The sequence below is a fragment of the Ructibacterium sp. SJQ-7 genome (assembly GCF_054696575.1).
Map to the genome: position 1 here is coordinate 2,139,461 of NZ_CP195193.1, position 18,267 is coordinate 2,157,727.

General features: G+C 40.1%; 20 protein-coding genes. 18 read left to right on the forward strand and 2 right to left on the reverse strand.

The window, feature by feature from the left end; genetic code table 11:
• Position 1 precedes the first annotated feature (1 nt).
• Genes ACSAMO_RS09290 through ACSAMO_RS09325 form a run of 8 tightly spaced genes read left to right on the forward strand, consistent with a single transcriptional unit; the run spans position 2 to position 6,184 of the window.
• Complete coding sequence (locus ACSAMO_RS09290) at positions 2 to 763, forward strand: adenosylcobinamide-GDP ribazoletransferase (RefSeq protein WP_499209184.1); 762 nt, start codon at positions 2 to 4, stop codon at positions 761 to 763.
• Complete coding sequence (locus ACSAMO_RS09295) at positions 748 to 1,113, forward strand: bifunctional adenosylcobinamide kinase/adenosylcobinamide-phosphate guanylyltransferase (RefSeq protein WP_499209185.1); 366 nt, start codon at positions 748 to 750, stop codon at positions 1,111 to 1,113. Before ACSAMO_RS09290 ends, ACSAMO_RS09295 begins: the two co-directional genes overlap by 16 nt.
• Positions 1,110 to 1,655, forward strand: a complete 546-nt coding sequence (locus ACSAMO_RS09300) for a histidine phosphatase family protein (protein WP_499209186.1) — start codon at positions 1,110 to 1,112, stop codon at positions 1,653 to 1,655. Before ACSAMO_RS09295 ends, ACSAMO_RS09300 begins: the two co-directional genes overlap by 4 nt.
• Positions 1,627 to 2,595, forward strand: a complete 969-nt coding sequence (cbiB, locus tag ACSAMO_RS09305; RefSeq protein ID WP_499209187.1) for an adenosylcobinamide-phosphate synthase CbiB — start codon at positions 1,627 to 1,629, stop codon at positions 2,593 to 2,595. The genes ACSAMO_RS09300 and cbiB overlap by 29 nt, the downstream gene beginning before the upstream one ends.
• Positions 2,585 to 3,589 carry a pyridoxal phosphate-dependent aminotransferase gene (locus ACSAMO_RS09310; RefSeq protein WP_499209188.1) on the forward strand — a complete coding sequence of 335 codons (1,005 nt, stop codon included), beginning with the start codon at positions 2,585 to 2,587 and terminating at the stop codon, positions 3,587 to 3,589. Before cbiB ends, ACSAMO_RS09310 begins: the two co-directional genes overlap by 11 nt.
• Positions 3,582 to 5,051, forward strand: a complete 1,470-nt coding sequence (locus ACSAMO_RS09315; RefSeq protein ID WP_499209189.1) for a cobyric acid synthase — start codon at positions 3,582 to 3,584, stop codon at positions 5,049 to 5,051. Before ACSAMO_RS09310 ends, ACSAMO_RS09315 begins: the two co-directional genes overlap by 8 nt.
• Before the next feature lie 3 nt (positions 5,052 to 5,054).
• Complete coding sequence (locus ACSAMO_RS09320; RefSeq protein WP_118445982.1) at positions 5,055 to 5,558, forward strand: cob(I)yrinic acid a,c-diamide adenosyltransferase; 504 nt, start codon at positions 5,055 to 5,057, stop codon at positions 5,556 to 5,558.
• The gene (locus tag ACSAMO_RS09325) at positions 5,558 to 6,184 is read left to right on the forward strand and encodes a precorrin-8X methylmutase (RefSeq protein WP_337869404.1); all 627 of its coding nucleotides are present in this window, start codon (positions 5,558 to 5,560) and stop codon (positions 6,182 to 6,184) included. Before ACSAMO_RS09320 ends, ACSAMO_RS09325 begins: the two co-directional genes overlap by 1 nt.
• Here ACSAMO_RS09325 and ACSAMO_RS09330 read toward each other — a convergent pair.
• Positions 6,170 to 7,111, reverse strand: a complete 942-nt coding sequence (locus ACSAMO_RS09330; RefSeq protein WP_499209190.1) for an L-lactate dehydrogenase — start codon at positions 7,109 to 7,111, stop codon at positions 6,170 to 6,172. The two genes, ACSAMO_RS09325 and ACSAMO_RS09330, sit on opposite strands and share 15 nt — an antisense overlap.
• 370 nt (positions 7,112 to 7,481) lie before the next feature.
• On the opposite strand from ACSAMO_RS09330, the gene ACSAMO_RS09335 reads away from it, so the two are divergent.
• The 8 genes from ACSAMO_RS09335 to ACSAMO_RS09370 are packed head-to-tail and all read left to right on the forward strand — an operon-like array spanning position 7,482 to position 15,846.
• Entirely contained in the window at positions 7,482 to 8,513 is a 1,032-nt protein-coding gene (locus ACSAMO_RS09335; RefSeq protein ID WP_499209191.1) for a sulfate ABC transporter substrate-binding protein, read from the forward strand.
• A 13-nt stretch (positions 8,514 to 8,526) separates the two neighbouring features.
• Positions 8,527 to 9,360, forward strand: a complete 834-nt coding sequence (cysT, locus tag ACSAMO_RS09340; protein ID WP_499209192.1) for a sulfate ABC transporter permease subunit CysT — start codon at positions 8,527 to 8,529, stop codon at positions 9,358 to 9,360.
• Between the two features lies 1 nt (position 9,361).
• Positions 9,362 to 10,177, forward strand: coding sequence for a sulfate ABC transporter permease subunit CysW (cysW, locus tag ACSAMO_RS09345; RefSeq protein WP_022230257.1), 816 nt, complete (start codon positions 9,362 to 9,364; stop codon positions 10,175 to 10,177).
• A gap of 1 nt (position 10,178) precedes the next feature.
• Complete coding sequence (locus ACSAMO_RS09350) at positions 10,179 to 11,237, forward strand: ABC transporter ATP-binding protein (RefSeq protein WP_412274532.1); 1,059 nt, start codon at positions 10,179 to 10,181, stop codon at positions 11,235 to 11,237.
• Between the two features lie 16 nt (positions 11,238 to 11,253).
• On the forward strand, positions 11,254 to 12,942 hold the full coding sequence (locus tag ACSAMO_RS09355; RefSeq protein WP_499209193.1) for an adenylyl-sulfate reductase subunit alpha: 1,689 nt from the start codon (positions 11,254 to 11,256) through the stop codon (positions 12,940 to 12,942).
• Positions 12,926 to 13,240, forward strand: a complete 315-nt coding sequence (locus ACSAMO_RS09360; protein WP_022230254.1) for a 4Fe-4S dicluster domain-containing protein — start codon at positions 12,926 to 12,928, stop codon at positions 13,238 to 13,240. The genes ACSAMO_RS09355 and ACSAMO_RS09360 overlap by 17 nt, the downstream gene beginning before the upstream one ends.
• Positions 13,241 to 13,265: 25 nt before the next feature.
• A complete protein-coding gene (cysD, locus tag ACSAMO_RS09365) occupies positions 13,266 to 14,165 on the forward strand; it encodes a sulfate adenylyltransferase subunit CysD (RefSeq protein ID WP_022230253.1) in 900 nt (299 codons plus the stop codon).
• Between the two features lies 1 nt (position 14,166).
• A complete protein-coding gene (locus tag ACSAMO_RS09370) occupies positions 14,167 to 15,846 on the forward strand; it encodes a sulfate adenylyltransferase subunit 1 (RefSeq protein ID WP_499209194.1) in 1,680 nt (559 codons plus the stop codon).
• A gap of 40 nt (positions 15,847 to 15,886) precedes the next feature.
• On the opposite strand, the gene ACSAMO_RS09375 is transcribed toward ACSAMO_RS09370, so the two are convergent.
• Complete coding sequence (locus ACSAMO_RS09375; RefSeq protein WP_117967678.1) at positions 15,887 to 16,417, reverse strand: hypothetical protein; 531 nt, start codon at positions 16,415 to 16,417, stop codon at positions 15,887 to 15,889.
• A 181-nt stretch (positions 16,418 to 16,598) separates the two neighbouring features.
• Here ACSAMO_RS09375 and ACSAMO_RS09380 point away from each other — a divergent pair, with 181 nt between their 5' ends.
• Positions 16,599 to 17,621: a response regulator transcription factor gene (locus tag ACSAMO_RS09380; RefSeq protein ID WP_117967792.1), complete on the forward strand. Its 1,023-nt coding sequence runs from the start codon at positions 16,599 to 16,601 to the stop codon at positions 17,619 to 17,621.
• A gap of 61 nt (positions 17,622 to 17,682) precedes the next feature.
• Positions 17,683 to 18,198 carry a hypothetical protein gene (locus tag ACSAMO_RS09385; RefSeq protein ID WP_117967791.1) on the forward strand — a complete coding sequence of 172 codons (516 nt, stop codon included), beginning with the start codon at positions 17,683 to 17,685 and terminating at the stop codon, positions 18,196 to 18,198.
• The last annotated feature ends 69 nt before the right edge of the window (positions 18,199 to 18,267 follow it).

The following is an 18,267-nucleotide window of genomic DNA, read 5'->3' on the forward strand; positions in this document are numbered from 1 at the left end:
AATGAAGATAATTAAATCAATATGCGTAGCATTTTCAATGTATTCAAAAATTCCTATGCCGAGAGTGGAATGGAACGAAAAAAATATGAAATACGCAATGTGCTTTTTTCCGCTTGTCGGTGCAGTAATCGGCGGACTTATGTTACTTGTACGATTTCTATGCGGTAGATTTGGTTTTAACACAAGTGTTTATGCGGTTGTGATGACAGCTTTGCCGGTGCTTGTTTCTGGCGGAATACATACGGACGGATTTATTGACACAGTTGATGCACTTTCGTCATACGGTGACAAAGAGAAAAAACTTGAGATTTTAAAAGATCCGCATACGGGCGCATTTGCGATAATCGGTGCGATAATGTATTATCTGTTGTTTTTCGGATTTATGACGGAGATATGGGATATAAAAGCTACTATAGCGGTGAGTGTCGGCTTTGTTTTATCGCGTTCTCTTAGCGGATTGGCAATCGGCATTTTTAAATGTGCAAAAAACAGCGGACTTCTTTATACATTTAAGAGTGCCGCACACAAAAAAACGATTGTGACTGTTATGATTTTGTATATTGTTTTGTGTGTTGCGATGCTTTGTTTTACGGGCGTGTACGGACTGGGTACGATATGCGCGGCGGTGATTTCGTTTTTGTGGTACAGACACGTTGCATACAGTAAATTCGGCGGAATAACAGGCGATATTGCAGGATATTTTGTATGTATATGCGAGGTTTTGTGCGTGATTTTCGGAGGTGTATTATGCGTTTTGTTATAGGCGGTGCGGATAGCGGAAAGCGTGATTTTGTAAGAGAAAATTACGGTATTGATGAAATTTTAATTGCCGATTATGACAGTGTTTTGACTGCGAAGGCAGTTTATGGTTTTCATATTTTTATAAAAAAATTGATGGCTGACGGCAAGGATATTGTTGCGGTTGTTGACGAGATTTCAGAGAAAAATCACGATATAACGATTATTTCCACAGAAATCGGTTACGGCGTTGTTCCTATGGATAAGGGTGACAGAGAATGGCGCGAAACAGTCGGAAGAACGTGCTGTTATATCGCGAAAAAAGCGGACGAAGTCGTGCGAGTTGTATGCGGAGTGGGGAACAGAATTAAATGAAGATAATACTTATACGTCACGGTATGACGGAGGGAAATTTAAAGCGAAGATATATCGGAACAACGGACGAAGATTTGATAAATACCGACTGTCTGAAAGGCGATTATCCTAAGTGTGAGAGGGTTGTCGCAAGTCCGTTAAAGAGGTGTATTCAAACGGCGGAATATATATATCCGAATGTGGATATTGAAATTTGCGATAAGCTCAAGGAATGTGATTTCGGCGATTTTGAGAATAAATCATACGAGGATTTAAAGGATAATCCCGATTATCAAAAGTGGCTTGACAGCAACGGTGAATTGCCGTTTCCGAACGGCGAGGCACACGAAGATTTTAAAAATCGCTGCAAAGACGGCTTTTTTGAGAGCCTTACGGAGTGTGACACGGCGTTTGTAATTCACGGCGGAAGTATTATGGCGATTATGCAGAAATTTTTTGGCGGTAATTTTTATGATTATCAGGTCAAAAACGGCTGCGGATATGAATTTGAAATGAGAAACGGAGAGATAGTTGATGATTATAGCCCAATCGGCTGCGGTTAGTATAGGTTTTGTGCTTGACGCAATATTCGGCGACCCGGATTTTAAACTGCACCCAATTCGACTTATAGGTTATTTGATTTCGTTTTTGGAAAAGGTTATGAGAAGAATTTTTCCGAAAAACGAAAGGCTCGGCGGTGCGGTTATGGCGATATTCGTGCTTATTATATGCGGCGGTGTACCGTTTGCGATTTTGTTTTTTGCGTACAGATTAAATTACTTTTTCGGTATTGCGATTGAAAGCGTTATATGCTATTTTATGCTTGCGGCGAAGTCATTGAAACAAGCAGGTATGAGTGTGTATAAACCGCTCAAAAACGGTGACGTTGACGGCGCACGAAAAAGCGTTTCTATGATTGTCGGACGTGATACGGAAAGTCTTGACGACATTGGGATAACGAAAGCGGCTGTTGAAACCGTTGCGGAAAATACGTCTGACGGAGTTATTGCACCGCTCATATATATGGCAATCGGCGGCGGTGTGTTGGGTTGCGTTTACAAGGCGATTAACACGATGGATTCAATGGTCGGTTACAAGAACGACAGGTACATAAATTTCGGCAGATTTGCCGCAAAGCTTGACGATATTGCAAATTATATACCGTCAAGAATTTCGGCATATTTGATGATTTTTGCATCAAAAATTATGGGCTACAATTCATGCAATGCGTACAGAATTTTTAAACGCGATTCACGCAATCACGCAAGTCCGAACTCGGCTCAGACAGAGTCGGTCGTGGCTGGTGCGCTGGAAATTCAGCTTGCAGGTGACGCGTATTATTTCGGCAAGCTGTACAAAAAGCCGTTTATAGGCGATAGCATTAAGCCGATTAAATATGATAATATTGCAGATTCGATTAAACTTATGTATATGACGTCCGTAATTTCGGCGGTGCTGTTTGTCGGATTGAAAGTGGCGGTAGGTGTTGTATATGGTATATGAGCATGGCGGTGACATTTACAGAAATAAGGTGCGTCTTGATTTTTCGGTGAATACCAATCCGCTCGGAATGAGTGAAAACGTAAAAAAAGCGATTGCGGAAAATGTCGAACAGTTCGGTATTTATCCTGACGCAATGTGTGTACATTTACGAAATGCCATTGCGGAAAAGGAGCGAGTCGGCGCAGATAATGTGCTTTGCTCAAACGGTGCGGCGGAAATGATTTTTGCGGTCGTTCGTGCGGTTATGCCGAAAAAAACACTTTTGTTGGCACCTACATTTTCGGAGTACGAGAGGACGCTTAAAAGCGTGGGTTCGCAAATTTGCTATTATTATTTGAAAGAAGAAAATGATTTTGAACTGCAAGATGATTTTATTGATTATCTTGATAATATTGATATGGTTTTCATATGCAATCCGAATAATCCTGTCGGAAAAATTGCAGATAAAAAAAAGGCTCAACATATTGCGGAGGTTTGCGGTGAAAGGAAAATCGTGTGTGTGTTTGACGAGTGCTTTATGGATTTGGCGGACGGATATTCGATGAAAGAAAAAGTACCTGTTATCAAGGCTTTTACGAAAACTTACGCAATGGCGGGATTAAGGCTCGGTTATATGATTGCCGATACTGATTTTGTATGTGACGTGCAAAGGCAGCTGCCGATGTGGAATGTGTCGGCGGCGGCACAAATCGGCGGAATTACGGCGATTAATGATAATGATTATCTTGAAAAAGGTAAACAAATTATAAGAGAAGAACGTGAATTTTTAATGGGTGAGCTTAAAAATTTGGGCTTTAAAGTATTTAATTCGGACGTAAATTTTATTTTATTTAAAGGCAGTGTCGGACTTGACAAGTCACTTTTAAAGCGAGAAATACTGATAAGGAACTGCGGAAATTTTAACGGCCTTGATGAAGGCTTTTACAGAATTGCAGTTAAAAAACACGATGAAAACGCGGAATTTATAAGAGAGTTGGGTGATATATGTGGCTAAAGTGATTATGATACAGGGAACAATGTCCAATGCGGGAAAAAGCATTATTGCGGCGGCATTGTGCAGAATTTTTAAACAGGACGGCTTTAAGGCTGCGCCGTTTAAGTCGCAGAATATGGCGCTCAATTCGTATATCACTGACGAGGGACTTGAAATGGGGCGTGCACAGGTCGTACAGGCAGAGGCGGCAGGCGTAAAGCCGTCTGTTTTGATGAATCCGATTTTACTTAAACCTACCAACGATAAAGGCTCACAAATTATTGTAAACGGTGAAGTTCAGGGCGATATGAATGCGGTGGACTACTTTAAATATAAGAAGAAACTTGTACCCGACATTATGAAAGCGTATAACAAACTGTCGGAAATGTACGATATAATCGTTATTGAGGGTGCGGGAAGTCCGGCGGAAATAAATTTGAAACAGGACGACATTGTCAATATGGGCATGGCGAAAATGGCTGACGCACCTGTTCTGCTTGTCGGTGACATTGACAGGGGCGGTGTTTTTGCACAGCTTTACGGAACTGTTATGTTGCTTGATGATGAGGAAAAGTCGAGAATTAAGGGGACAATTATAAATAAATTTCGCGGTGACGTGGAAATCTTGCGTCCCGGACTTGATATGATTGAAAATCTTACGAATGTACCTGTTGTCGGAGTTGTTCCGTACGGTCATTTTATGATTGACGATGAGGACAGCCTGTCGGAACGTTTTGAAAATAAGACTGTAAATGTGATTGATATTGCGGTTGTACGTTTTCCGCGAATTTCAAACTTTACCGATTTTAACGTGTTTGAATGCATAGACGGTGTGTCGGTAAGGTATGTTAATAATGTGAGTGAAATCGGTAATCCCGATATGATTATACTTCCGGGAAGTAAAAATACTGTTGCCGACCTTTTATGGATGAGGGAAAACGGTATTGAGGCGGCGGTTAAAAAAAGTAAATGCCCTATTTTCGGTATATGTGGCGGTTATCAAATGCTTGGTGAAAAAATCACCGATACAGACGGTGTGGAAAACGGCGGAAGTGTTCGCGGTATGGGACTTTTGCCGATGGAAACGGAGTTTAAAACCGAAAAGACAAGAACGATAGTAAACGGTGTTTTTGAAAATATGACGGGGACACTAAAAAGCCTTAACGGCACTGAATTTGAGGGATATGAAATTCATATGGGTAAAAGTGAATTTAGTGTCCCTTGTATGACGAAGCTGTCAAACGGCAAGCAAGACGGAATTTCACAAGGTGACGTTTACGGAAGTTATGTACACGGCATATTTGATAAGTGTGCCGATAAAATTGTCAAGTGTTTGTGTGACAAAAAGGGTATAGACAGTACAAAAATCAAGAGCATTGATATGGCGGAACTGAAAGAACGTGAATATGACAGGCTTGCCGATATGGTGCGTGAAAGTCTTGATATGGACTTGATATACAAAATTATTAACAAAGAGGTGTAAAAAATGATACACATATATTGCGGTGACGGCAAAGGCAAAACGACCGCGTCAATCGGTCTTGCGGTGCGTTGCGGCGGTTACGGTAAAAAAGTGCTTTTTATGCAGTTTTTAAAAGGCTCGTATACGGGGGAACTTGAAGTTTTGGGTAAGTGTGAGAATATAAAGGTTATGCGCTGTGACAAAAACTACGGCTTTTTCAGAAGTATGTCCGACAGTGACAAAGAAAATATCGTGAAATGCCATAACGAAAATTTACAGTATGCACTTGATAATATGAATGAATTTGATATGATAGTGCTTGACGAGATTTTTGCGTCATATAATTATGATTTGGTTGATAAGGCGAGTGTGAGAAATATTGTTGAAAATTACGGCGGCGAGCTTGTTATGACGGGCAGAAACCCTGATGAATGGTTTTGCGAAAGAGCCGACTATATTTCTGAAATTAAAAAGATAAAGCACCCATATGACAAGGGAATTGTTGCAAGAGAGGGGATAGAATATTAATGGAATTTGAAAACGTATTGCCGTCAGAAATCGAAAAGAGGAGTTTTGAAATCATAGAGAGCGAACTTCCGCACGATATAGAAAAAACGATTAAACCGATTGTTAAACGTGTTATTCACACAACCGCCGATTTTGATTATCTTGACAATTTGTGCTTTTCGGAAAACGTGGTTGAGATTATAAAGACCGCGATAAAGAACGGTGCGGATATTGTAACCGATACGCAAATGGCACGTTCGGGAATAAACAAAAAACGTCTTGCGTCATACGGTGGAGAGGTGCATTGTTTTATGTCCGACGAGGACGTTGCAAAAGCCGCAAAGGAAAACGGCACTACAAGAGCCGTTGCGAGTATGGAAAAAGCGTCAAAACTTGAAAAAGACGTGATTTTTGCTGTGGGAAATGCACCGACCGCACTTATAGAACTTGACAAACTCATAAAGAACGGTCAAATTAATCCGATTGCGATAATCGGTGTACCTGTCGGCTTTGTGAATGTTGTGCAGGCAAAAGAATTGATTATGACATCGGGTGTGCCGTATATAGTCGCAAGAGGCAGAAAAGGCGGCTCAAATGTGGCCGCCGCAATCTGTAATGCAATTATTTATGATTTAAAAACCGATTGATTTAAGGCTGTCTTTAAGTGTTTTGGCACTGCTTCTAAGGCCTTGAAGTTCGGTTTCGTTAAAAGGAACGTCAAGTATGCGTTCAACACCGTAACCCGAAACTTGTGTCGGAACACTGAGCGAAATATCCTCAATTCCGTATTCGCCGCTTAAGACGCTTGAAATGGTGAGAACAGAATTTTCACCGCCGGAAATACATTCGACAATTCGTGCAACTGCTGTCGCTATTGCGTAGTAGGTTGCACCTTTTTTTTGTATAATTTCGTATGCGGAGTTTTTAACTTCGCTGTACATCGCTTGTAAATCTTCATCTGTACACTTGCCGTAATGCTCAAAAAAACTTTTCATACTCATACCGGCAATGTTTGTAATGCTCCATGCCGCAACTTCACTGTCACCGTGTTCACCGATAATGTATGTGTGGCAGTAACGTGCATCAATTCCCGTATGTTTGCTGATAAGATATTTCAGTCTTGAAGTGTCAAGAACCGTACCCGAGCCGATAATTTGCTGTTTAGGAAGTCCCGAAAGTTTATAGGTGACATACGTCAGAATGTCGACAGGGTTTGTGACGGTAAGAAGTATTACGTCTGTCGGCGCGTACTTCATAATATTTTCAACTATACTTTTAAAAATTTCGGTATTTCGTTTTAACAGGTCAATTCGTGTTTCGCCGACTTTTTGGTTTACCCCTGCTGTTATAACGACTATATCGGCGTCGGCACAGTCTTTCCAATCTCCGCTGTAAACGCTTACAGGCTTTAGAAAAGATGTGCCGTGAGCCATATCAAGAGCGTCACCGTCGGCTTTGTCTTTGTTTACGTCAATCAATACAATTTCTCTGAAAAAACCGTCAAGCATTATTGTGTATGCGGTTGTAGAACCCACAAAACCGGCACCGACTACTACTATTTTTCCTCTTAACATAAAAATTTCCGCCTTTCGTTTTGTGTTATTATTTGCAAGTATGATTAATTATATTCGGATAATTTTGCTTTTCTTAATTTATAAGTATTTCGTAGCGGACGATCATCGGTCGTCCGAAATAAAACATATAGGAAAAAAATTTAATTTTTTTACTATATGAAAATGTTGACAAAACGACAATATAGGAGTAAGATAAGGACATTAAAAATCCTATATCCCATAGGAAAAGTATGAATAACAAAGGAGGCAACGATTATGAGAGAAAATTTGAACAGAAAAAGCATGGTATATAGAAAGATGTGTTGCCGAATGTGTATGGCTCAGAGGTGATAAAAAAATAAATTTTATATTATAGCGAGGTAATGAATTTATGAAAAAGAAAATTTTTAGTATATTATTAACATCAATTTTGGCGGTAACGGTACTTGCAGGCTGCGGAAACAGTGCAGACACAAGTACAGAAAAGTCGGTTACGATAACGAATGTATCATACGACCCTACAAGAGAATTATACAGTGCGTACAACGAACTTTTCGCAGAGCATTGGAAAGGGCAAACAGGACAGGACGTTGAAGTTATACAGTCACACGGCGGCAGCGGTAAGCAAGCACTTGAAGTTGCAAACGGAAACGAGGCAGACGTTGTAACGCTTGCGCTTGAATATGACGTAAAGGCAATACAAGACGCAGGACTTATAGAGGACGGCTGGATAAATGAATTTGACAAAGACAGTTCGCCTTACACTTCAACAATCGTATTCCTTGTAAGAAAAGGCAATCCGAAAAATATCAAGGATTGGGGCGACCTTGTTAAAGACGGCGTCGGAGTTATAACACCTAATCCGAAAACTTCAGGCGGTGCAAGATGGAATTACCTTGCGGCTTGGGCATATGCCGATAAACTTTACAACGGTGACGAAACACAGATTGAGGCATTTATAAAGAAGTTATACGAAAACGTGCTTGTACTTGATTCGGGAGCAAGAGGTGCTACAACATCATTTGTTGAAAACAATCAAGGCGATGTACTTATCGCTTGGGAAAATGAGGCGTTCCTATCGGTTCAGGAAAATCCCGATGAATATGAAATCGTAACGCCGAGCATAAGCATTTTGGCTCAGCCGTCTGTTGCGGTGGTTGATGATGTGGTTGACCAAAGAGGTACAAGAAATGTTGCAACGGAATATTTAAGTTATTTATATTCCGATGAGGCACAGAGAATTGCAGGCGACAATTTCTACCGTCCGTCAAACCCTGATATATTAAACGAATATGCAGATACATTTGACCTTAACATAAATCTTGTAACAATACAAGACTTCGGCGGTTGGGACGAAGTACAGAAAAAGCATTTTGATGACGGCGGAGTATTTGACCGCATTTATGAAAAAAAAGATAAGTAAAGAAGGAATGTAAATGAAAGCAAAGAAGAAAAGAGTAATACCCGGTTTCGGACTTTCAATGGGCGTGACAATTACAATATTGAGCTTAGTTGTTCTTATACCGTTGGCGGCACTTGTGATTTACACATCAAGAATGCACCTGAGCGATATTATCGAAACAATTACACGTCCGCGTGTTCTTGCAAGTTTTAAGGTAACTTTCCTCACTTCGCTTATCGCATCAATAATAAATTCGATTATGGGCGTCATACTTGCCTGGGTGCTTGTAAGATATGATTTTCCGTTTAAACGTGTTCTTGACGGAATGATTGAACTTCCGTTCGCACTTCCGACAGCTGTTGCCGGTTTGGCTCTTACAAACCTTACAACAGAAGAAGGACTTATAGGAAAATTATTCGCACCGTTCGGTATAAAAATAGCACATACAAGAATCGGAATCGTAGTGGCGCTTATATTTATCGGCATACCGTTCGTTGTAAGAGCGGTACAGCCTGTACTTGAAAAGCTTGATCCGTCATATGAGGAGGCGGCAGGGGCGCTTGGTGCAAACAGAGGAACGATATTTCGTAAAGTAATTTTACCGGAAATAATTCCTCCCGCACTTACAGGCTTTGGCTTGGCACTCGGAAGATGTATAGGAGAATACGGCAGTGTAATTTTTATAGCAGGCAACAAGCCTTATGAAACGGAAATAACACCGCTTATAATTATGTCGGAATTACAGGACTTTGACTATAACAGTGCAACGGCAATAGCACTTGTAATGCTTGCATTCTCATTTGCAATATTGTTCATTGTAAATCTTATTCAGGCGAGAAGCACAAAAATATTAAAAGGAGGAAGATAGTATGCAGAAAAATGAAGGCAGTAAGGTTGTTAAATGGATATTGATTGCCGTCAGCGTATTATTCGCATTTGTATTCTTAATTCTTCCGCTTTATACGGTTATATCCGTTGCACTTCGTAACGGTGTAGGAAAATATTTTCAGTACATAACCGATAAAGATACGATAAGCGCGGTAAAGCTTACCGCAAAAGCAACTTTGTCGGCGCTTGTTGTAAACACATTCTTCGGACTGTTTGCGGCATGGTTCTTGACAATGTTCCGGTTTAAAGGCAAAAAGGTTTTGACAACGCTTATTGATATTCCGGTAACGGTTTCACCCGTTATAGCAGGTTTGATATTCATATTGGTATTCGGCAGACAAAGCGTGCTTTATCCTTATTTACAGCAAGCCGGTATAAAAGTAGTGTTTGCCGTACCGGGAATTATATTGGCAACGATATTTGTAACGTTTCCGTTTATATCAAGAGAAATTATACCGATACTTGAGGAACAGGGCACAGAGGAAGAAGCGGCGGCACTTATGGGTGCAAGCGGATTTACTATTTTCAGAAAAGTAACATTCCCTCATATAAAATGGGCATTGCTTTACGGAGTGGTACTCTGTACGGCAAGAGCGATGGGTGAATTCGGTGCGGTATCAGTCCTTTCGGGACATTTGAGAGGTAAAACGAATACGCTTCCGTTGCAGGTTGAAATACTTTTCGGCGACAATAAATATGTACCGGCATTTGCGGTAGCGTCAATACTTGTGATTTTGGCAGTGATTATTTTGATAATCAGAAGTATTGTTGAATACAAAGGAAAGAAGGCGGAATAGAGTGTACGTTGAATTAAAAAATATAAACAAAAACTTCGGCGATTATAAAGCGTCGGACAATGTCAACTTCGGCGTTGAAAAGGGTAAACTTATCGGTCTTTTAGGTCCGAGCGGCAGCGGTAAGACAACTATTCTGCGAATGATTGCGGGTCTTGAGACTCCGGACAGCGGCGATATTATAATCGACGGTGTGAGAGTAAACGACCTTGCGGCAAGCAAGAGAGGGATTGGCTTTGTATTTCAGAATTATGCACTGTTTCGGTATATGACGGTGTATGATAATATCGCATTCGGTCTTAGAGTTCAGAAAGCCGATAAAAAGAAGATAGACGAGAGAGTAAGAGAACTTATTAAACTTATAGGTCTTGAGGGGTTGGAAAAACGTTATCCGAGTCAACTTTCGGGCGGTCAAAGACAGAGAGTGGCATTCGCAAGAGCGCTTGCACCTAATCCACAGCTTTTACTTCTTGACGAACCGTTTGCGGCGATTGACGCAAAGGTAAGAAAAGAGCTTAGAAGCTGGCTTAGAGAAATGATTGAAAAGCTTGGAGTTACAAGTATATTCGTAACCCACGACCAAGATGAGGCAATCGAAGTTGCAGACGAAATTATAATAACAAATAAGGGTAGAATTGAACAGACGGGAACACCTATTGAAATTTATCACAATCCGAAAACAGCATTTACAGCATCATTTTTCGGAGAAACAACATTCGTTGATGATTATTCAAAGTTTCATAATTTTGAGCATATTGAAAATGTCGAAAAAGCAATCGTAAGACCTGAATTTGTTAAAGTGACAAAGAAAAACGAAGTACAGAAATACAAAAGCTCCGCATCTCACGGAGTTACGAAAAATGTATTGTTCAGAGGCGACAGTATAGAAGTAGTCGTAGACGTGGACGGTACGGAACTTAAAGCCAGACGCGGTCTTGACGAACAGGCGATTGAAGTCGGTGAAGAAGTTGACGTATTCTTGTACAGAATATTTGTTACGGTCGGCGATAAGGCATACTTGCTTGACAATAAATCAATTTCGGAGGATTCATTGGTAATCTGATAAAAGAGGTGTTTATATGACAAATATATTGAAAACCGAAAGATTAAAAACAGATATTTTAATTATAGGCGGTGGTACTGCCGGTTGCTATGCGGCGGTTACTGTCGCAGAACATTCCGATGCTAAGGTGCTTATATGTGAAAAGGCACATATAAAGAGAAGCGGCTGTCTTGCCGCCGGTGTCAATGCACTTAACGCATACATAACAGAGGGACGTGTTCCGCAGGATTACGTTGATTATGCAAAAAAGGACGCGGACGGAATTGTAAGAGAAGATTTACTTCTTACAATGTCCGAAAAGCTGAATGAAGTCGTAGACAGACTTGAAAAACTCGGACTTGTTATTTTGAAGGACGAAAACGGAAAGTATGTGACAAGAGGTAACAGAAACCTTAAAATCAACGGTGAAAATATAAAGCCTATTTTGGCAGAGGCGGCATTGCAAAAAGAAAATGTATCGGTGCTTAATCGTGTAAATATTATTGATTATGCGGTTGAGGGTAACAGGATAAAGGGTGCATACGGTATAGGTATTGAAAACGATACGTTTTACATAATCGAGGCGAAAGCGGTTATAATCGCAACAGGCGGTGCGGCAGGTCTTTACAAGCCGAATAATCCCGGATTTTCACGTCATAAAATGTGGTATCCGCCGTTTAATACGGGTGCCGGATATGCAATGGGTATAAAAGCCGGTGCGGAAATGACGACATTTGAAATGCGGTTTATAGCACTTCGCTGTAAAGATACAATCGCTCCGACAGGTACTTTGGCACAAGGTGCGGGTGCAAAGCAAATAAATTCGCTCGGAGAGGTTTACGAAACAAAATACGGTCTTACAACCTCCGAGAGAGTGTACGGAACGGTGAATGAAAATATTGAGGGCAGAGGTCCTTGCTATCTTCGTACAGAGGGTATATCCCAAGAGGCAAGCGAGGATTTGAAAAAGGCTTATCTGAATATGGCACCGTCACAGACTCTTAAATGGATTGAAAGCGGTAAAAATCCGTCAGAGCAAAATGTTGAGATAGAGGGTACAGAGCCTTATATCGTAGGCGGTCACACCGCGAGCGGTTATTGGGTGGATACAAAGAGAAGGACTACCGTAAAAGGCTTGTATGCCGCAGGTGACGTTGCAGGCGGTTGTCCGCAGAAATACGTTACAGGTGCGTTGGCAGAGGGTGAAATCGCGGCACTTACCGCAATTTCGGAACTTGGCGAAATAAGTGCGATTGACGAAAGTGACATTGAACGTCACCTGTCGGAAGTGACAGATTTCCTTTACGGAAACATTGACGGAACATTCACGACAGAACAGCTTGAAGAGGCAATGCAGACCGTTATGGATTCGTATGCAGGCGGTATCAAGACAAATTATCGCTTTAATGAAAAACAGCTTGACATAGCCGATACGAAAATCCGCCAAATCTATCAGCTTTCAGAAAAACTTCACGCAGAAGATTTTCAGGAGCTTATGTATATATACGAACTTCGTGAAAGACTTGTCGTTGCAAGAAGTGTTATAGCACATCTCAAAGCGAGAAAGGAAACACGCTGGCACAGTTTTGCGGAAAATCTTGATTATCCGAATAAGGATAACGAAAACTTTAACAAATACGTCAATTCACGTCTTAAAGACGGTGAAATAGAAATTATACTTCGTGACCTTGTGGAAGGGGGCAGAACATATGAGCATAATGATTGATAAAAGCAAATGTATAGGTTGTGGAAAATGCTGTATGGTATGTCCGGGAAGTCTTATAAAAAAGGACGGAGATAATAAAGCATTTATAAAGTACCCGAAAGATTGCTGGGGCTGTACTTCCTGTATCAAGGAATGTCCTATGCACGCAATATCGTTTTATCTCGGTGCGGATATAGGCGGTATGGGAAGTAAGGTACATACAGAGGAAAACGGCGATATTTTGAAATGGGTAATTGAAAAATATGACGGCACGGTTTCCGAAATAGACATAGACAGAAAAGAATCAAATAAGTATTAAGGGACACTAAAAGGAGGGACACTAAATGAGTGAATTATCACATCTTGATGAGCTTGAAGCAGAAGCAATATATATTATAAGAGAGGTAGCGGCAGAGTGTGAAAAGCCTGTAATGCTATACTCAATCGGTAAGGACAGTTCAGTAATGCTGCACCTTGCAATGAAGGCGTTTTATCCTGAAAAACCACCGTTTCCATTTATGCACATAGACACAACTTGGAAGTTTAAGGATATGATTAAATTCCGTGACGATACCGCAAAGAAACTCGGTATTGAAATGATTGTGTATTCAAATGAGGAAGGTATAAAGCAAGGCATCAATCCGTTTGACCACGGTGCTGCTTATACTGATATAATGAAAACACAGGCATTAAAGCAGGCGCTTACAAAGTATGGCTTTACAGCGGCATTCGGCGGCGGCAGACGTGATGAAGAAAAATCGCGTGCAAAGGAAAGAATTTTCTCATTCAGAAATGAGGCACAGGCTTGGGACCCTAAAAACCAACGTCCTGAAATGTGGAAACTTTACAACACTAAGATTAACAAGGGCGAAAGTATGAGAGTATTCCCCATTTCAAACTGGACAGAAAAAGATATTTGGCAGTATATCAAGCGTGAAAAGATTGATATTGTACCGCTTTACTTTGCGGCAAAAAGACCTGTTGTTGAACGTGACGGTAATCTTATAATGGTTGATGACGACAGATTACCTCTAAAAGAGGGAGAAGTGCCTGAATACAAATCAGTAAGATTCAGAACACTTGGTTGTTATCCGCTTACAGGCGGTATAGAATCGACTGCCGATACGCTTGACGAAATTATTGAAGAAACACTAAGTGCGGTATCTTCCGAAAGAACTTCAAGAGTTATAGACAATGAGGCGGCAGGAAGCATGGAACGCAGAAAAAGGGAGGGTTATTTCTAATATGAACGGATTACTTAAATTTATAACTTGCGGAAGTGTTGACGACGGTAAGTCAACACTTATAGGACATATCCTTTACGACTCAAAACTTCTTTATGCCGATCAGGAGAAAGCTTTGGAGCTTGACAGTAAAGTTGGCAGCAGAGGCGGAGCGATTGACTACTCACTTTTACTTGACGGACTTATGGCTGAAAGAGAACAAGGTATAACGATTGACGTTGCATACCGTTATTTCACAACCGACAACAGAAGTTTTATCGTTGCCGATACACCCGGACACGAAGAATATACAAGAAACATGGCGGTAGGTGCATCATTTGCGGACTTGGCTGTAATTCTTATCGACGCGTCACAAGGTGTGCTTGTTCAGACAAGACGTCATGCGAGAATTTGTAAGCTTATGGGTATACGTTACTTTGTGTTTGCCGTAAATAAGATGGACCTTGTAAAGTATGATAAAAATGCTTATGATAAAATCGTAGGACAGATTGAAGAATTGAAAAACGAATTGTCACTTGAAAACGTTAAGATAATTCCGTTGTCTGCAACAGAGGGTGACAACGTAACGGTTAAATCGGAAAACATCACTTGGTATGACGGCGAACCGCTTTTGGAATATCTTGAAAATGTAGATATAAGCGAAGAAAATGCGGAACAGGGATTTTATCTTCCTGTACAGAGAGTCTGCCGACCGAACCACACATTCAGAGGTTTTCAAGGTCAGATTGAATCGGGCAGCATAAATGTCGGTGACGAGATTACAACATTGCCGAGCAATGAAAGTGCTCATGTAAAAGAAATTTATGTAGGTGACAAAAAGTCGAATACTGCATTTAAAGGCCAGCCTGTCACAATTACTCTTGACAAAGAAGTTGACGTTTCAAGAGGTTGTGTGCTTGTAAAGGGTACAAACCTTGCACCTTATAAGCGTCTTACAGCGTCACTTTTGTGGATGGACGATGAGCCTTTGACAGTCGGAAAAGACTATCTTGTAAAGATTGGTACAAAGACAATCGCCGGTATAGTCGCAGGTATTGATTATGCGATTGACGTTAATACAGGTGAGCATATCAATGCGGAAACAATAGGCAAAAACGGTATTGCGGTATGCGAAATTTTGCTTACAGAGGCTGTTGTTGCAGACTTGTTTGAAGAACACAGAACACTCGGTGAATTAATTCTTATCGACCGTGTGACAAATATGACTTCGGCTTGCGGTGTTGTTGATGAACTTAAAGAAAAGGGCGGTTCTTTCTCGGATAGAGCATCGTTTAAGTTTGAAAACCTTGAGGCAAGAGGCGATATTTTTGAAGAATTCTATTACGATCCACAGAGCTTGTCAGTACTTAAATATCAACCTGTTGACAAGACTTATACTGTCGGTGACGAAATTCCGACAGAGGGTGAAAGCTATAAATATCCTGACAGCTTTGATATAATTGTACTTCGTGACGGAGTTACGGTTAAAGTCAGAAATAAGAAGATAGGCGATATTATCGAAACAAAGAATTATGAATACGACGGTTACCCTGTCATTAACGGACGCGGTTTTGAAATTAAGGCTGATTCAAGAGAAAAAGTTGTGAACTTCCTTAGGGAATATGCAACAAGAGATGGCGAAAACAAATTCTTTGAAAAATGGTTAAACTTTAATACATACAGAAAAGTTACCGTAAAATAAAAAATAAAGGCTGTCGGCGAAATGCCGACAGCCTTTTGTATTACATAATTTTAGCGGAAACAAGTTCTTTTTCATTATCCGAAACAAATTTTGAAAAAACGTAAAGCATTGCAAGAAGTGCTTTATCGTCGATTTCATCACATGAAATTTTGTGATTTGTAATCAAACCTTTGAGTTTGTTATTTATCAGAATATCGAATTTATTGAATTTACTTCGTCTTATACAAAGTTCACCGAAAAAGCTTTCAGCCTCAATATAAAATTCAATCGGGGGTGTTACGAAAATATCGTAAAGCTTTTTTAAAGCAGAGCCGTTTGTTTCGGTGTCGTTCCATTTGTAGTCTGCCCACGCGTAAAATTCGTTTTGTGTTTCGTGTTCGGTAAAGACGTATTTAATGCGTTTGTCTAGCGGTTTAGGGTCGATTTTTACGGAATAAACAATTTCACCGATGTTGTTACAGACAGAATATTCACCATATGTTTTCAGGTTTTTCTTTATTATAAATTCTGTTTGATTTTCGGTATTTAATATATATGATTTAAAAAATATTTTCTTTATCTTCAATTCCATAAAACAACAACTCCGTTCGTAAAAATTGTTTTTATAAAATTATATAATATATACGGTTAAATGACAATACAAAAAAATTAAAAAAATTTCCTATATTAAATTGACAATAAAAAAAATATATGTTATGATTAAACCTATCGGATAAGTATGATATAAAAATACGGTGTGAGAAGGGGATTATATGTACAAGGTATTGCTTGTTTTTAAGGATGAAAATATTTCTAAAAAGATAAAAAGAATGAATATTTGGGGCGAAAATTCGGAATTTGAAATATCGGCGGTCGCAAAAGACGGTGCGGCGGCTTATGATGAGGTTAGAAAACAGCACTATGATTTGGCAGTCATGCAAACGGATATTGACGGAATGGACGGACTTCAGCTTTTAAGGCACATCAGAGGTGAAAGGCTGTGTTCGTGCGTGGTGCTTTTCAGCACTGAGCCGAATTTTGAAAACGCAAGACAAGGTATAATTTACGGTGCGTTTGATTATCTTACAGAGCCTTTGACTGAAAAGTCGTTCTGTTCGATTTTCGACCGTATAGAGAACAGAACTGACAAGAAGGAAGAAGTTTATCATTCCGAAGAAATACTCAGTTGTATAGAACAGCACGGCGGCAATCTTGAAAAACAGCTTGCCGATACACGCACTGATATATATAATATGGCTACAGATAACGTGCTTGCGGAAAATGCGGTTATCAGCACATACGACAATGTTGTAAACGAACTTTTCAAGCAAAACGAATGGCTTGATTTGTATATTCCGCATATTGATGTCAAGGAGTATGTGGGGATAGAGAGAACCGAGGACGCCGAAAGGGCGGTTATCGAAACTGCAAACGAAGTGTGGGAATTATATCCCAAAGTTCAAAATCCGCAAATGCAGGATGTTATATTATACATATTGAACAATCCGGAAAGTGACCTGAAACAAAAGACTATTGCGTCTAAGCTGTATATGAACAGTTCGTATTTAAGTACGGTGTTCGCAACACAGACAGGTATGCGCTTTGTGGATTATATCACAACTGTACGCTTAAAACGTGCAGGGTGGTTACTGAAAAATACGGAAATGAAAATTACCGAAATCGCATTAAGACTTGATTATAAGGACGTCGGATATTTTTCGCAACTTTTCAAAAAGCAATACGGCATTGTTCCGTCACAGTACAGGTTGCCGGATAATTATAATTATCAGATTTAAACTTGTATAAAGACGGATTTAATAGTATAATGTTACTAAAAAGAAAAAAAGGAGCGAATTAATGAAGCTGAAAAATATATTGATTTTAATACTTTGTATAGTGCTTTGTCCGCCGATAGTAATGGCGGTAAGTGACAATACGGTGTACACCGAATTTACCGGCGGAAACAGTTCGAGTACAGGAAACGGAACAGAACAATCACCTTATAATCTGTTTGAGGACGCATTAAATGCCGTTGAGGACGGCGGTACAATATGTGTCGGCGAAAAAGGCGCATTTGTAAACAGCAGTGACGATAAACCACTTGTAATAAACAAAAATGTTACAATCACTTCAAAAAGCGATACCGCACCGGAGATTTCAATACGCAAAGCGGGTGTGGTTTTGGGCGGAAACGTGAGTTTTAAAAATGTGGTTTTGTCGCTTGTAAACGGCAATCACGCACTGATTGCGGCAAACGGATATACACTTACGCTTGACAATGTTACATATTTTCAAAATACAAGGGAAGTACATATTGTAGGCGGTACGTTGTACGACAAAAACGGTGTGAGCCTGAGTCCGACGGTCGGATAAAAAAGCAAGATAGTTTTAAGCGGTAATAAAACGCATTTCGGAAATATCTATGCAGGAAGTATCAACGGT